The organism is Chryseobacterium artocarpi (assembly GCF_001684975.1).
In the GTDB taxonomy this organism is placed as follows: Bacteria; Bacteroidota; Bacteroidia; order Flavobacteriales; family Weeksellaceae; genus Chryseobacterium; species Chryseobacterium artocarpi.
This window is the reverse complement of record NZ_MAYH01000051.1, coordinates 1-15,280: the sequence shown is the minus strand read 5'-3', so window position 1 is coordinate 15,280 and position 15,280 is coordinate 1. Positions and strand designations below refer to the sequence as shown.

Here is a 15,280-nt window from a genome sequence, read left to right as displayed (position 1 = left end):
TGCAATCTCAAAAAGAGAGGTGTCCGAGTGGTTGAAGGAGCTACCCTGGAAAGGTAGTATACGGGTAACTGTATCGAGGGTTCGAATCCCTTCCTCTCTGCAAAGAAAAGTCTTAGGTTTTATGCTTAAGACTTTTTTGTTTTCCTATATACTTTTATAGATCTGGTTATCAACAATCTGTGGATTTCAAGTAAACGAAGCAATACGATTTTGTCGCTGAAGAAACTCCTTGATTTATTTGTCTGCTTAATGAGAATCAACAATGTTAATTCCATCTTTACTTCATACATATAAAAGTATCCCTTTACATTTCAAAAAAATCCCCCGTCTGTATTAAGGTTATTCACAAAATTTGTAAGTTAATTCTGAACTTTATATTCTGCTAAGTATTTATACTCAGCTATATAATTGGTTATTTCTACTCTACATCTTCTGCTTTGTTCTTCGTTACTTTGAAATACAAAATAACCACAAAAAACAATTAATATGACATCTACAAGTGTAAATGCAAACTCTACCGGTCAGCTACAACTGGGAGGCGGAGCACAGTTCTGGGTATATCTTTCACCCCAAAATGATACTGCTAAAATGATTACTAAATGGCGTGTAACATTTTCACAAGGAAATTGGAGCGATTCAATTTCAAGCGACAATCCGACAAAACAAATCCAAACTCCTAATCTTTCAGGTATCTTTGAAATTAAAGTAGAATTATTAAGTGGTTCTACGGGTACCTGGAGACAAATCCCTCCACAAACCGGAAGCAATAATGAGATAGGCTGTAATTCCAACTGTGCTTCAATGGTAGGAATTGTAGCAGACAGTACTCATCCTCTGATCGGGGCTATCAATGCACATTTCTGGACTACCTGGGATGCGATGTGCAGAACGGGAGCATAAAAAAGACAGAAAAATCAATCATTTGAGTTCAGTTTACTGCGGCATTTTTAATACCGCGGTTTTTCTTTGTAAGACCTTTTTCCCTAAATTAGCATTATTAATACAATGCAATTACAATGTACAAAGGGCGGGCAGCATTTTCTCTGCTGTTATTTTTAACTGTTTTTCTTCTTCCTCAACTTACAAAAGCGAGTGCATATTGGATGGAAATTCATGGTTCCGGAAAGGTAAAAGAACAGGTCAAAATTCAGGTTTGTTATGGTTTTATTGACGAACTTAGTGAACGACACAGAACTACAGGTCCTGAATTTCAAAGGATCAAAGATTTCGGTTTCTTTATCCTTAATGCTAAAGGTGAAAAATCAAAGATTCAATTACAGCCGAAAGAGGATCATTGGGAAACAACTTTTACTCCTGACAAAGAAGGAACTTACCGAATTTTTGGAATAAATGATCAACAACCTGTTTTAATCCGTTCAAAAAACCAGGAGGATAATGTACGTCCAATAGATTTTATGTGTGGAGCTTATCAGGTAGGAGCTGTCTTTAATAACAATTTACCACTTCAACAGATGGATATCATTCTTCAGGAAAAGAACAGGATTTACACTGTGTTTCCATATCGTAATATGAAACCTGCGGAGAAAGGAACAATGATTAGAATTTTTAATCCTGAAAACTGGGAAAAAAATATTCCGACAGATGAAAACCACAAGGTTACTTTTAAAGCAACAATGCCCGGACTTTATGTAATCCGACAGGATTGGCAGGATAAGACAAAGGGAACATTACAGGGAATCCCTTATTATACGATACGATACCGCAATAATTACTGTCTTTGGATTAATTAAAAAGAATAAAATATATTAAACAAACAGCCCTCGATCAGTTGAAATCGAGGGCTGTTTTATGATCAATTATATCATTATTAAAACTTCAGAGAAACACTTCCTAAGAAACGTGCCGGAGCTTGTGGTGTTAAACGTACCGACCACGCTTTTTCATTGGTAATGTTATCAAATTTTAACCCTACTCTGTATTTTGGCTGGTCATAGAAAATTCCCAAATCAAACATTTTATAAGATGGAATAATCACCTTTGCAGTTTGTGTATTGGTCTGATAGGAAGAAGATCCCATATTTCCACCTCCTCCTATTCCAAGACCTTTCAGTTTTCCTTCTGAAATCCTGTAGCTAATCCAGAAGTTGAACATATTTGCAGGTCCGGATAACGCAGGTCTTAAGCCATTAACAGAAGGATTTGCGTTGGTAAATTTACTATCGTTGTAAGCATAACCAGCTACAATATTCAATCCGTCAAAAGGGTTCGCTGTTATTTCTGCTTCAAATCCTTTACTTAATTGCGTTCCATCCTGTATTGAATAATTGATATCATCAGGATTTGTTCTTAAAATATTATCTACACGGATATTGTAATAGCTCAATGTTCCTACAAGTCTGTGATTGAAGATATCTCCTTTTACTCCAAATTCCCACTGATTTGCATATTCGGGTTTGAAGGTATTTCCATTGATATCAGCACCACTTACATTATTAAAGCCGTTCATATAATTCCCAAAAAGTGAAACCTTATTTTTAAGAATTTCATAGACAAGACCCAACTTGGGTGAAAGAGCTGTCTGCCCATAAGGACCAGCCTGTGTTCCACTATTGCTTAACCCTCCTTTTATTTCTCCGGTTACAAGATCACGAACTCCTTTAAACTGGAATCTGTCAACTCTTAAACTTGCCATTACCATCAATTGGTCGGTGACATTAAATACGTTGGAAACATATGCTGCATAGGTATTATCACTATTATTCTCCTTTCTCATTGTAGAAGTTGCTGTAAGCGCGTCAATAATACTTCTGTTCACTCGGAAATCTGCAGAAGGATGTACAAAATTAAAAACCTTTGTATTGGTATGATAACGGTCAAAATGATTAGAATTGTTATAATAATCCAATCCTACTACCATTCTGTTTCTGAAACGTCCGATATGAAAATCTCCGATAAAATTCTGTTGGATATTGGTAGCAATAAATGAAGTGGTACCTACCATCACCTGTGCACTTGCCGTAGAATCTGTTTTTCCGTTGATTGCAGAGATATATCCATTGATGGTAGATCTTGCACGGGAAAGAATAGTCTGTGACGTCCAGTTTTCGGAAACTTTATAGTTCAGCTGAGCGAAGATATTCATCATCTGTGTTTCATAAGCCAGGTCATCACCGAGGAAATTTTTATAATATGGAAACTTCATATCGGCAATCGACTGAATTTTATTACTTCCTGTATACGGGTTAAAACGAACTACGGAAGTTCCTTTTGCTTGGTTGAATTCTACATCCAAAAGAAGCGACATACGATCATTAATCTGATAGGAAAAACTTGGAGCAATCGCCAAAGAATTACTAAAGCCCAAATCCTGAAAACTTTTTTCAAAAGTCCCGGCTGCGTTCAAACGGAACAATGCTGTTCTGTCTTTGTTCACCGGAGTATTCACATCTACTGTCAGCCTGTTATAACTCCAGCTTCCACCTACATATCCAACTTCGCCGCCAAAACTGTTGTAAGGCTTTTTAGTTACACGATTGTAAACGCCACCATAGCTGCTTGCTACACTTTTTCCAAATAAAGTTGCAGAAGGTCCTTTTATAGCTTCAATACGTTCTAAATTTACAGGATCAATCACTGAAAATGCTGCTCCTGCTACTCCGTTTCTTGCATTAGGCTCTGTTTCAAAACCTCTTGAACGGAATGTTACTCTTCCCTGATTGGCAATCATTGGAACTCCTGCACCGGGTACATTTTTAGAAATACTTCCTAAATCTACTGCTACCTGTTCCTGAAAAAGCTCCTTTGTAACTGTGTTATAAACTTGTGGATTTTCAAGGTTTTTTAAAGGTAATCTAGCCACAAAACCGCTTTCTTTTTTAGAAAACCTGTTGGTGTTTTTCATGATTACAACTTCCTGAATCGCCTGAATATTTTCTTTCGTCAGCTGATAATCCAATGTTGCTGTTTCTCCTGTTTTTACTTCAACAGGAATACGAATTTCCTTAGAACCTAAAATTTGTAGTTTTATAGTATAATTCCCTGCATTTAGCTGCTCAAATTGATAATTCCCATTATCATCTGTAAGAGTTTGGCGGTTAGTTTCCAATAAAGAAACAGAGATTGCTCTCAATGGTTGCCCATCTACCATACTCACCTTACCGATTATTCCGGTTTTTATTTCCTGAGCATAGATTTGGGTTATACTGATGAGAGAAAAGAAGAAGATCATAAATGGTTTAGACCATTGAATTATTTTACCTGTTACAACGTCTTCCTGCGCTGCTTGTTTGAAATGAATTTCAGGCTTCACGGGAAGCTCATTTTCACTTGATTGTATCATTTTTTTCAGCCTTATTTAAAATAATTATAAATAAAGGTGCAAAATAAAGGATAAACAAATTTTCCCACAATATTAATTTGAATTATTCTAAATAAAACACAGTATTCTATTTCCTTACATCTGAAATAAAATGAAAAATTTTCTAACTTATTTTTAAATTATATTCTGATTTAATTCAATCTATCAGCTTATTTCCAATCATTTCATGCAACAGATCCTTGTTCTTACTACATTTTAAAAATTGGAGATATTAGGTTTTCCACAAAATACTAACAAGTTATCCACAATTTAAAAATATAGATATAACCTTCTTTTTTTAAATTAGCAGATTATCGCAGAAAACTATACCTTAAAGATCATGGAAAATCAGGTTAAGATGTTGAGAGAGAAAATGAATTTAACTCAGAGTGAGCTTGCCGAAAGATCGGGGCTATCTCTTCGAACTGTTCAGAGAGTTGAAGCGGGTAATATTCTAAAAGGGTTTACATTAAAAGCTCTTGCTCAAGCCTTAGAAATCTCACCGGAAAGCCTGATCACCACCTCGAAAGAACAAGTAGATATTCAAAGAGCCAAAATCATTAATCTTTCTGCACTCACCGGAATTATTATTCCTTTTGGAGGTGTCATTGTTCCTACAATTCTAACGTATCAGACAAAGGATTTACGAAATAAAGAGCTTGGAAAAGGTATTATCTGTATTCAGATTATTATATCAGTGATTTTTTCTGTTTTAATGATTATAAGTCCTTTTATTCAAAAGTTTTTATCGTTTAAATTTCCTCTTTTTCTAGCTTTTCTGATTCTGTTTTTAATTTTAAAATTATTCATTATCATTAAAAATGGAATCAGCCTGAACCACCACCAGGATTTAAGTATAAAACTGAAAACCAATTTCTTATAATAAAAGTCACAGAATTGTCGTAAAACTGTCATATCACTTTTATGCAAAATCAGCATTGGATTTCCGAATCTTGTGCAAAAAATCAGCATGAAAATCATCAAGAAAATTTTAGTATCAATTTTAATTCTAATCATTCTAACAGCATTCGGTGGATATATTTATTTCAACCAAAAATTCACCCCGGAAAAGAATTACTTAACACTAGAAAATGAAAGCGGAAGAATTCCTATCAAATGGATTGGAGACGATAAAAATGTATTACTCCTCCCTATCCATTTTCCAAAGGATTCTACAACTTATTATCTGCAATTCGATACCGGAGCAACTTATACTGAACTTTACCATAACTCTATAAAGGATATAAAAGGTATTAGCATCAATAATCATCGGGCAGCTGCAACATTTTACCTCGGAAATACAAAAGTGACTTCTGAGTTGATCAAGGTTTCCAACATAGGAAAATTACATGATAAAAATGATCCTGTTAAAATCATTGGAACTTTAGGAGCAGATATTCTTGAGTATAGAAAAACAGTAATCAATTTAAAGGAAAATTGTGTAGTTTTCAATCTGTCTCAATGCCCAGCAAAGTTTAAAAATAACCTTATTGATTTTGAATTCAAAAAGAGAAAAATCATTATTCATGCAGACTTAGAGGGAAACAGCGAGAAGTTCCTGTATGATTCTGGAACGAGTGCTTATGAACTTTTGACTTCGAAGGAGATCTGGGAAAGCTTAAAATTACCACGATCAAAAGTTATTATTGAGAAACCACAATCGAGGTTTAATATTTTGACGAGCTATACTGCAAAAAGTAACCGCGTCATTACTTTTAAAAATAAGAATGTACCACTTACAGAAGTTACTTACGTAGAAGGCTTTACTGCAACTCAATATATGCTCATGAAGTTTTCAGGAATGACCGGAATGCTTGGCAATAAAATATTTTTAAACAATACAATCTACATTGATTGTGCTCAGGAAAAAATAGGAATTGAATGACTGTATTCCTAAATCTTTCCTAAATCAAATCCCAATTTTGTCATGTTTTTAAACAGTATTTAAGATTTTTGAATAAACAATCTGTTCATAAAGCTCTATAAATTTGTTTTGACAAAATATATTCTCTGTGTATCGCTAATATCTTTACATAACCTCATGATTTCACAGAGATTAACATTAACAGTAAAGTAGTTTTCATGATGTTTAGTATAAAAAAAATCCTTTTAATATCAGGTATAATAGGTTGTATGGGAAATGTACAGGCACAGATCAGTCCACCAGGACTTGGAGATGCTAAAACAGCTTTCTGGTCGGCATTTGGAGTGAAACAACAATTGGATTCTTTGGGTAAAAAACAATCGATGAGTTATATCGCTATTGGCCGTAAAAGCAGCCCGGATAATGACAATTTGTTTTCAAAACAGGCTATTTTTGTTCTGAATCATGAAGTTTATAATTCTTTTGCACCTCATCAGCAATACAGCTATGCCATCAGCTACCGAAGACAGCCTCAGTATGAAAATGAAGCACCCTACGACAAAGAAAATACAGAGCAGGAATTCAGGATTTACGGAAGATATGCCTATACTTTTGATCTTGGGAACAAGCTTAAATTAAAGAATACGGTTCGTCAGGAATTCAGAAAGTTTTTTGATGCCGATTTTCATAAAGTTGAAGAGGATTTCCAATTAAGAACACGCCTTAAGAGCCAATTAACATATAATTTATCTCCAAAAAATAATCAAAAACTGGCTTTGAGTGCTGAGGCTTTATTTTCCATTAGCCATCTTAATGAGCACGATGAGCATTGGAATTCTTTTGGATATAGAGAACTGAGACTTGCTGCTTATTATATGTTTAATATTCCTCATTCACCTTTTACAGTAGACATCGGGTATATGAATGATCTGATCAGTGGCAGCAAAAGTATTCACCACGGAGGTGTTCATTATCTTGCTGCAGATCTGGTCTGGAATATTCCTTATAAAAAGAAAGAAGCAACGGATCAGGATCATCTTGATTAGAAAGATAAAATTAAAAATCCCAGTCATTGCTGTCTGGGATTTTTGTTGGAAAATATAAGATTCTCCGCAATATAATTAAGTATGAATGTTGGTGTAAAATTTAATTGCATAAAGTCAGAAACTGACGGCTCATCTGTACTTTAAATTTGGCTTCTGCTCTTGAATGTGCATAAATAGTATGTTCAAATGCCTGAATGGTTTTTAATTTCTGATCAATATATTCTGCGATCTGAACAATGGAAAAAATAAAATCTCTGTATAATGCCATATTTACTGTTTGCCCGTAATAAGGTAAATACGCTTTCAAAAAAGGGATTGTCATTTGATGCCTGTTATAGCTTACACAATATCCTGCTCCTTCTCTTGAGGTCACAATATCATAATCATTGATATAATCTAGAATATTTTTATTCCCGCTAAGTGCATCTTTATTTTTTGAACAAAAACGATTGATCTTATCCAAAATATGTTGAGCGTATTCCATCATGGAGATTGTTTTCCATTCAAAGACATGGTTCATCCCTTTTTGAGGTGATTTCCCGCTTTCACATCCTGTACAGAAAGAAATACCAATCTTTTCATGGTAAGGAAAGAAGCAGTCTTTAATCTCAATGGTAGCATCTGCCTGTAAACTATCTTCTGCAAAATTATAATAGAGATAAGGGCTGTACATCCCTGCAAGTGTTTTCAGATAATCTGCTTCACCTGTATTGTGATATTCTTCAAACCATTTTTCAAGGTTATCGTAATAATGGGCTTCAAAGTCTTTAAAGTTCAAGTAAAATGGCAATTCCATAGCTCTGTAATTTTGATGAAACAAAGCTATTGACGTAAAGCGACAAAACTTGACGTGTTTTATTTTTTTGTAAAATTAAAAAGTTCAATAATGAATTTTGCTTTGCAAGTGAATCCTAATGCGTATTAAAATTAAACGCTGACGTTCGCTATATCATGTATAATGATATAATATTTATTCGCAAAGACATTTCATTCAGCAAAAGATGTTATTGATAATCTAAGAATTAATGAAATGATTTTTATTTAAAAATTAACGAGCGAAGCGAATTGACTATTCACTATTGATGTTTCTGCTCTCTACGCAATCCTCGCAACTACTTTCATTTATCATAATTTGTCATTATAAACTCAAAATAGTGAATCATTTTAAGATAGTTTTCGATGCTGATATATTCGTTGGTACTGTGTATGCTTTGCTGTTCGGCGCTATTAATTTTAATAGGCATAAAACGATACACATTTTTACTTACAATTTCATATTTTCCGGCATCGGTTCCAGCCATCGTAAGGTATGGAGAGACAATTGCTCCGGGATGAATCTCTTTGACAGCAGCTTCGATCAGCTTAAAAGATTTTGTGTTGGATGGTGATATTGCTGAGGCTTCTCTTGTATTATCGATCTCCTCCACTTCTACATCAAATCCTTTGGTTGCTTCTGCAATATGATCACGAACGTCTTTTACTGTATTTCCGGGAAGAAGTCTGAAATTGACTACAAATTCCACTTCGGGAGAAAGTACATTTGTGCCATCACTTCCTTTCATCATGGTAAGTGCTGTAGTGGTTCTTACCAATGCATTGGTTGTATTATTTTTAGTCAGTTGTGAGATCAACACAGGTTTTAAAAGCCATTGATTTGCTAGTGCCAATCTTGTTGTAAATGGCATTGCACCACCAATGTTTGTAAAGAATTCTTTTATTAATGGAGTGATCTCCGGTTTCATCTGATGATCTTCCAGTCTTTGCATGATCACAGCTGCTTTCCCGATTGCACTCTCCATGGGTGGCATTGAAGAGTGACCTCCAAGTCCTTTTACTTTTATTTTTGCGGAAAGGAAACCTTTTTCTGCACAACCTACCACAGCAACATCTGCATCTACTCCGGCAACATTTCCTTTTCTCATGATCAATCCGCCTTCGTCATATACGGCATCGAATCTTAATCCTTTTTTCTTAAAATAATCAGCAATTTGAATAGCGCCATTTTTCCCTCCTACTTCTTCATCAAATCCAAAGGCAAGATAGATGTCACGTTGTGGAACTTGTTTATTTTTAATCAGGTTATTCATGGATTCCATGAGAGAGAAAAGCATTCCTTTCATGTCTATCGCTCCTCTTCCGTAGATTCTTCCATTTGCCACAGCACCTGAAAAAGGGGCATATTCCCAATCTTCAGCTACTTTTGCAACGGGTTCTAAAGGTTTATCATCCGGGCGGAAAACATTTTGATCATTATTTTTAATATCAGCATCACCGGGAGGAACCACATCCATATGGGAAAGAAATAAAATTGGTTCCAAAGCTGGATTACTTCCTTTGAGCCTGAACACTAATCCATATTTATTGACCTCAACGTTTTCTGTATGTTGATACACTAATGGATAAGTTTTTTCAAGATATTCTTTAAATTGATCAAACGGCGCATAGTCGAATTCTCCTAAGCTTCCCGTGGAAACGGTAGGGATCTTTATTCCTCCTGAAAGTCTTGAGACTGCCGAATCATTTTTTACAGGTTTCCATCCTTCACCTGTTCCTGATGTATTTTTCTTAAAAGGATAAGTGTATGTTTTAATCAACAATACAGCTACAAGAATAATAAGAATTCCAAGGATTACTAAAAGGAACTTTTTCATAGAGGGATTTTATGATGGGTTTGGTTCTATAAATATAGTAAAGTATTTGGTTTTTAACAATTTTAGAAGTGAGGTTTTCAATATATAAACGCCTTTGACGAAGAAACGGGAATATATGTAAAAGGTTGCCTCCGAAGAAACAACCTTTATGCATATTTACTGATATAATCAATCCCATAAGTTAAAATAATACTTTGCAAATAGCTGCATTCCTTCATTCTGTATCTTTTGCAGTTCTTCAAAGCTTATTTCATCGTTGGCTGTTAATAAAGTTGTAAACGAGCTTATCATTTTTTGTAATATACTTGCCCATTCTTTATTTATCAAGCTAATTTCTTCTTTCAAATATTCTCTATTTTGATCTAAAATAAATGGCAAATTATGATCTTCTATCCATAATGGTATAGACATAATATTGTCGTTTTCCACTTCTTTTTTATACGCCTCAAGTCTTGGGACAACAAACTCTGCTATTGAATATTTTAGATCCCATTTTTCCCAATTTTCCATTATTTTAAAATTTAAGTATAATTGTGCCCTTTAGCTATTTACTAGAACTCTAATTAGATATTTTTTATTTGGATACCAATATGATTTTCTTACTTAATTTTTAAATATTATAGGATTATTCACGGTATAGTTATAAGTAATTGTCTTCTATAATTTTCAGAAATTGATATATAAATCGATATTGTACAAGACCTAATATTTATTTTTTCCGTTTAAAGCCGGCTATATTACTTAAATAAGGATTATAAATCAGCGAATCAATATAGGGTCATTAACTCTTTGTAAGCAGGGGTACTTTTTTCTATCAATCTCATCAGAATGAAGTCCATTATATAAACATTTAAAATCAATTCCTTCAACATAATAATTTTTTAAAAAACTATTACTCGTTAATTTTTTATCATTGTGTTCATTGTAATACTCAAGATAATCAGATAAAAAACTTAAAAAGTCATTACTATTAAATCCTACTATTCTATAACTTCTTCTTGTTTTATTGTCAATTGCTAATATGTATTTATCAAATGTTCCAGAAAATATGCCTAAACAGTTAGCTTCGTTTTTTGTCATTTTTTTTACATCATCCAAATTCTTGTTTTTATTAAATGAAAGGTTTATTGCATAAAATTCAATTTTTGGAGCAAACACGGATTCTATTAAATCATAATTACCTCTTTTTTTTAATGTATCCAATTTTAAAATCATATTCTTTTTAAAAACAAAATAAAGTGAATCATTTTTAGTGCAACTAGATAATTCATCATTTTTATCTAAATACAGTTGCATTTTAAATATAGACAATAAATCCATATTTTCTTGAGCTTTCACAAAGCTTAAGAAAAACAATAGTATAAGAAGATATATTTTCGAAATCATTTTTTATGGTTTTCTTTATAAGTTTTATATAATTTATCATATCGTTCCTGCCAATCTACAGCGTCTTTGGATAAAAAACTACTCCTATTAACTGGCAATTGGCAGTTTTGCTCTGGATTAGCCTTTGCTTCTTGGGCATAAGTTATAGAATTCGAAGCAAGAGTAATGCTATGTCCAAACTCGTGAGCCAAAGTATTAGAAGTTATACTAACATTTATACTTAATTTTGTTACAGATTGATTCCCGACAATGTCTCCAGTGTTAGGATCTATTGCTGCTCCGGTAACTCCACCACCATAAGCACTTGCACTTCCTGTAGTAACTATTATATCTAAATTTTTTACTTCATCTGCTTTATTTTTATAAGTTAAATTATCCGCTATTGCAAAACCTTCAGGATCAATGTTTTTAAAATTATCTATACTTTGTTGTGTATGTTGATAATTAGCATCTGCTTTTGCAAAATTCTTTTCAGCTTTCTCTAAAACTTTTCTTGAATCTTTGTAGTTATTCCAATCTGATTTATTAATAAAATCAGATTTTTTCATCTTTCTATTACCTTCATATTCATTATTAAAGTTGTTTTGTGCTGTATTTTTTTGTTGCTCCGCTGCGTTTCTTGTAGCTTCGTCTCCATTTATAACTTTCATACCATCAGGGTCAATGAATCTTACAGGATTGTTAACTGCATAATTATATGGACTATGACGTCTATAAAATTCGGTCAATGGATCCATAACACCCCATCGTCCCAGGTCAGGCATATACATCCTTGCTCCATAATCATACATTCCAGTCTTTTACAACTCCTTCCTGTTGTACTTATAATTCATATAGTTTGCTGAAGGTTACTAATCGTATCTAGCAGGTTTGCCTTCTTCAAAAACAATATCTTCAAGACAATAAACTTGCCTGTTTTTTGTATCAAATAAATAATAATCCGTTCCCACCTCTGCCGAATTTGATTGATTTTCAAAATTTTGCAAGTGATTTAGAGTGCTATTTTTTAAGTATTCATTCAATAAATATTCTTGCTCTATGAAATATCGATTACTCTTATTTTCTACAATAATGTTTTTATAATTTTCTCGTTTATTATATGTATAGTAGCTTTTCCCTTTATCGACATCATATATTAATGCATAAAATGTATTTGTATTAGCTATAGGCATTGTATTTGCCCAAGAAAATATGAGGATTATATTGTCGCTTTCTAATTCAGATTTTAGATTATTCAAAATTATTTTTATTGGCTTAAAGTCCTTACCTAGGTATATTTTGCTTTTACCAGAATTCTGATTTTGCTCATTATGTAATTTTTGTAAATTCTCAACATCCTTAAGTATATTGCTTTGACTCTGACAACTTGTTATAATAAATATCATTATTAATCCTAATAAATTTTTCATAGTTATTTTGATTTTTTACTTTGAATAATTGAGTTAAATATATTTTGAGTAGCAGGATTCAGTTTATAAATTACATTATTAATTAATGGAACCGTTGAAACCTTTTGAATTAATTGTGTATTTGTTGTACCTGGTGAATAATTTAGTCTTAGTGGTAAGTTTTGCTCTGCTCTCAATACATTTTCAATTGTAGAAGAATAAACTTCACTTTTAGGGATTTTTCTATCACCACTTTCTTGTGGAATAGTTGTCCATTCAGATCTTAAAATATTATTATCAAAAACTTGGTTTGAAAAACTATGTCCTAATTCGTGGAACAACGTAACGTGAAAAGGTGATTGTTTACTACCTGAAGTTGTGTCTAATGTAACATCTTGTTTAAATGCTGTAAATACAGTACTTCCATCAAGAGTTGCACCATTCAGTCCTTTATAAGACCCGTTCAAACTGCTATCTTTTATTGTGGTATTGATATCATCATTAGCAAATAAATTTAAATATTGAGACCCAAATGAATTTTCATCTCCTCCCGTAATGGAAGTCAATGCAGACAAAATTTGACCAGCATAACTATCACTTTTCACACTTGCTTCTACGTCCCATTTTTTGGTTTCTGCATTTTGTGTGTAATACTTTCCATTATTATATCTGTAAGTGTTATCACCGTCTTTAATATCAATCCACATTCCTGTCGGGTCAGTGTATTTTACCGGATTATTAGCAACATATGTAAACGGCGACATATCAGGATATTTTTCAGCTAAGGGGTCTATAGTTCCAAACCTCCCAATATCCGGCATATACATCCTCGCTCCATAATCATACATTCCCGTTTCCTGAAGTTCCTTGCTATTATACTTATATTGATAAGCATTCTGAGTTGTAGCAGTATAATTATGTAGCAACCCAAAAGGATAATAATTATTGACTTCTACAATTTCTCCTGGCTTCCATCCATCAATACAATTAGGGATATTGAAAGGTCCAGACGGTTTATCACACTCCCTCCAAAAATATCTCCTAGGCTGAATAGATCCATCTTTATTTGTATCTGAATAACTCAATCTTACATTTCCTAAATGATCTATAAAATTATAAATATACTGTCCTAAAAGCGCATCATAATACCCTTCGGAAGTTGGTATAATTCTCAATTTCATTACAGCAACTTCATTAGTATCTGGTTCAGAAATAATTCCTCCTCCTGGCAAGTTTCCTTCCGAAGGTTTTGTAGATCTGTATTGAAAACCATCTAAATAATCTGTTTCAATATCTCCAAAGACTTTCTTTACTTTTACTCCATCTGCTCTATAGATATAATTTGTTACCTTATCATTCTGAACAATCTGCTTAGGTAAATTTAAATAATTATATTGAATAGAGGAAATCCCTTTATCAGGATGGCTTATCATGTTTCCATTTCCTGCTACATTATCATTATCATATCCTATGGTACCGGGATTTGCCATGTAAGGATAACCCGATGGATTCATTTGCTGATCAGTAACACGTATCAATTTGTTCCCAACATAATCATATTTAAGGTTATCAATAACGAGCGCTGTATTGCTTCCTGGTAATACTCCTGCTGATCTTTGAAGGTTTGTAATATTTCCATTCAGGTCATATTCTAATCTTTCAAAATACTCTTTAGCGAACTCATTTCCTGCTTTTTGATAGAATCCGGCAGTAAGTCTATTGAGCGAGTCATATGCGTACCCATAGGTTTTAAGGGGCTCATTATTTTCAGTAAGAGTTTTCCAGGATACTTCAGCAATGTTCCCGTTGTATTTAGGCTTTACTTTTAAATCCAAATAATCATTATTGGGAATCTCCTGTCCTTCTACTTTATTATAATTAATTTTATACCCAAATAGGTCATTGCCTAAGTTTGCGGGATCATTGATCTGCGTCATCCACCCTCTGATATTATATTTATAATCAATCTGCTGCAGAGAAGAGCCTAAAGTAACTCCGCCTACTTTTTTAGATTCCAGTTGAGATAACTCATTATATTTATTTTGACTAAGAATTTCTTCTGGATTAGAGTCTACCATGTGTTTATGTACCAACAGCCTGTTCTGATGATCATACGTAAAGGTTTCTATAGTTACTTTTTCCGTATCTGTATTCAGCCTTTTATGCTTTGTAACTACCGTTTGAGAATTTCCTGCAAAATCAAGTTTAGATTCTGTTCGGGTATATCCCCCCAAAATGATTAATAGAATGAGTTCCAATGACTCTACTCTTCAGGTCATAATAAGTATAATTCTTGGTCCAACTGTCATCTTCAATGTTTTTGACAAAACTCATAACAGGAAGTCCCTTGGTATTTCTTCCCTCTGGTGATGGAGAACCTGTGAGAATTGGTTCCACTGGAAGAGAGGGATTAAAATCATAATAAGGATAGGTGTCATAATAATTAATACTTAAAACAGTTTCAATATCAAAAAAATATCCGTTGCTATATTGAATCTGTATCCCGTTTTTAGTAAATCCGGAACTATTTCTTTCCTCTACGATGATAAGGTTCCCTGCCTGAGACTGCATACTTATTCTGCTTCCTCCTCCAATGATTCCGGTATAAGCAACTCTTCCCAATGATT

The 15,280-nt window shown here is 33.4% G+C and carries 12 protein-coding genes, 1 tRNA gene and 2 pseudogenes; 6 read left to right on the top strand and 9 right to left on the bottom strand.

Annotated features, from left to right (window positions below; all coding sequences use genetic code 11):
• Nucleotides 1–13: 13 nt before the first annotated feature.
• The 3 genes from BBI01_RS21690 (at nt 14) to BBI01_RS21680 (ending at nt 1,751) form a co-directional block, all read left to right on the top strand.
• Nucleotides 14–100: transfer RNA gene (locus BBI01_RS21690), tRNA-Ser, on the top strand.
• 386 nt (nt 101–486) lie between these two features.
• Entirely contained in the window at nt 487–900 is a 414-nt protein-coding gene (locus tag BBI01_RS21685) for a hypothetical protein (RefSeq protein WP_065396730.1), read from the top strand.
• A gap of 116 nt (nt 901–1,016) precedes the next feature.
• On the top strand, nt 1,017–1,751 hold the full coding sequence (locus tag BBI01_RS21680) for a hypothetical protein (protein WP_065396729.1): 735 nt from the start codon (nt 1,017–1,019) through the stop codon (nt 1,749–1,751).
• 77 nt (nt 1,752–1,828) lie between these two features.
• Here BBI01_RS21680 and BBI01_RS21675 read toward each other — a convergent pair whose 3' ends face one another.
• Complete coding sequence (locus tag BBI01_RS21675) at nt 1,829–4,300, bottom strand: TonB-dependent receptor domain-containing protein (protein WP_083190193.1); 2,472 nt, start codon at nt 4,298–4,300, stop codon at nt 1,829–1,831.
• A 358-nt stretch (nt 4,301–4,658) separates the two neighbouring features.
• On the opposite strand from BBI01_RS21675, the gene BBI01_RS21670 reads away from it, so the two are divergent.
• The 3 genes from BBI01_RS21670 to BBI01_RS21660 all read left to right on the top strand — a co-directional run bounded on the left by BBI01_RS21670 (nt 4,659) and on the right by BBI01_RS21660 (nt 7,228).
• Nucleotides 4,659–5,201: a helix-turn-helix domain-containing protein gene (locus BBI01_RS21670; RefSeq protein ID WP_065396728.1), complete on the top strand. Its 543-nt coding sequence runs from the start codon at nt 4,659–4,661 to the stop codon at nt 5,199–5,201.
• Between the two features lie 87 nt (nt 5,202–5,288).
• Nucleotides 5,289–6,203 carry a hypothetical protein gene (locus BBI01_RS21665; RefSeq protein ID WP_065396727.1) on the top strand — a complete coding sequence of 305 codons (915 nt, stop codon included), beginning with the start codon at nt 5,289–5,291 and terminating at the stop codon, nt 6,201–6,203.
• 248 nt (nt 6,204–6,451) lie between these two features.
• Nucleotides 6,452–7,228, top strand: coding sequence for a porin family protein (locus BBI01_RS21660; protein ID WP_065396726.1), 777 nt, complete (start codon nt 6,452–6,454; stop codon nt 7,226–7,228).
• Between the two features lie 100 nt (nt 7,229–7,328).
• On the opposite strand, the gene BBI01_RS21655 is transcribed toward BBI01_RS21660, so the two are convergent.
• The 8 genes and pseudogenes from BBI01_RS21655 to BBI01_RS22970 form a co-directional block, all read right to left on the bottom strand.
• On the bottom strand, nt 7,329–8,024 hold the full coding sequence (locus BBI01_RS21655; RefSeq protein WP_065396725.1) for a hypothetical protein: 696 nt from the start codon (nt 8,022–8,024) through the stop codon (nt 7,329–7,331).
• A gap of 322 nt (nt 8,025–8,346) precedes the next feature.
• Nucleotides 8,347–9,879 (bottom strand): M20/M25/M40 family metallo-hydrolase, encoded by a 1,533-nt coding sequence (locus BBI01_RS21650; RefSeq protein ID WP_065396724.1) that lies wholly within the window; start codon nt 9,877–9,879, stop codon nt 8,347–8,349.
• A gap of 168 nt (nt 9,880–10,047) precedes the next feature.
• A complete protein-coding gene (locus tag BBI01_RS21645; RefSeq protein WP_065396723.1) occupies nt 10,048–10,389 on the bottom strand; it encodes a hypothetical protein in 342 nt (113 codons plus the stop codon).
• Nucleotides 10,390–10,638: 249 nt separating this feature from the next.
• Nucleotides 10,639–11,265: a hypothetical protein gene (locus tag BBI01_RS21640; RefSeq protein ID WP_123862201.1), complete on the bottom strand. Its 627-nt coding sequence runs from the start codon at nt 11,263–11,265 to the stop codon at nt 10,639–10,641.
• A gap of 647 nt (nt 11,266–11,912) precedes the next feature.
• A pseudogene (locus BBI01_RS22615) lies at nt 11,913–12,092 on the bottom strand (RHS repeat-associated core domain-containing protein); the annotation flags it as partial.
• A 24-nt stretch (nt 12,093–12,116) separates the two neighbouring features.
• Nucleotides 12,117–12,674 (bottom strand): hypothetical protein, encoded by a 558-nt coding sequence (locus BBI01_RS21630; protein ID WP_065396720.1) that lies wholly within the window; start codon nt 12,672–12,674, stop codon nt 12,117–12,119.
• A 2-nt stretch (nt 12,675–12,676) separates the two neighbouring features.
• Nucleotides 12,677–14,911, bottom strand: a complete 2,235-nt coding sequence (locus tag BBI01_RS21625; RefSeq protein WP_123862200.1) for an RHS repeat-associated core domain-containing protein — start codon at nt 14,909–14,911, stop codon at nt 12,677–12,679.
• Nucleotides 14,859–15,280 (bottom strand): annotated as a pseudogene (locus tag BBI01_RS22970) (RHS repeat-associated core domain-containing protein); the annotation flags it as partial. The gene BBI01_RS21625 and the pseudogene BBI01_RS22970, both read right to left, overlap by 53 nt.

Coding starts and splice junctions, on each gene's coding strand:
- BBI01_RS21685 (WP_065396730.1), top strand. CDS start 487: ATGACATCTACAAGTGTAAATGCAAACTCTACCGGTCAGCTACAACTG.
- BBI01_RS21680 (WP_065396729.1), top strand. CDS start 1,017: ATGTACAAAGGGCGGGCAGCATTTTCTCTGCTGTTATTTTTAACTGTT.
- BBI01_RS21675 (WP_083190193.1), bottom strand. CDS start 4,300: ATGATACAATCAAGTGAAAATGAGCTTCCCGTGAAGCCTGAAATTCAT.
- BBI01_RS21670 (WP_065396728.1), top strand. CDS start 4,659: ATGGAAAATCAGGTTAAGATGTTGAGAGAGAAAATGAATTTAACTCAG.
- BBI01_RS21665 (WP_065396727.1), top strand. CDS start 5,289: ATGAAAATCATCAAGAAAATTTTAGTATCAATTTTAATTCTAATCATT.
- BBI01_RS21660 (WP_065396726.1), top strand. CDS start 6,452: ATGGGAAATGTACAGGCACAGATCAGTCCACCAGGACTTGGAGATGCT.
- BBI01_RS21655 (WP_065396725.1), bottom strand. CDS start 8,024: ATGGAATTGCCATTTTACTTGAACTTTAAAGACTTTGAAGCCCATTAT.
- BBI01_RS21650 (WP_065396724.1), bottom strand. CDS start 9,879: ATGAAAAAGTTCCTTTTAGTAATCCTTGGAATTCTTATTATTCTTGTA.
- BBI01_RS21645 (WP_065396723.1), bottom strand. CDS start 10,389: ATGGAAAATTGGGAAAAATGGGATCTAAAATATTCAATAGCAGAGTTT.
- BBI01_RS21640 (WP_123862201.1), bottom strand. CDS start 11,265: ATGATTTCGAAAATATATCTTCTTATACTATTGTTTTTCTTAAGCTTT.
- BBI01_RS21630 (WP_065396720.1), bottom strand. CDS start 12,674: ATGAAAAATTTATTAGGATTAATAATGATATTTATTATAACAAGTTGT.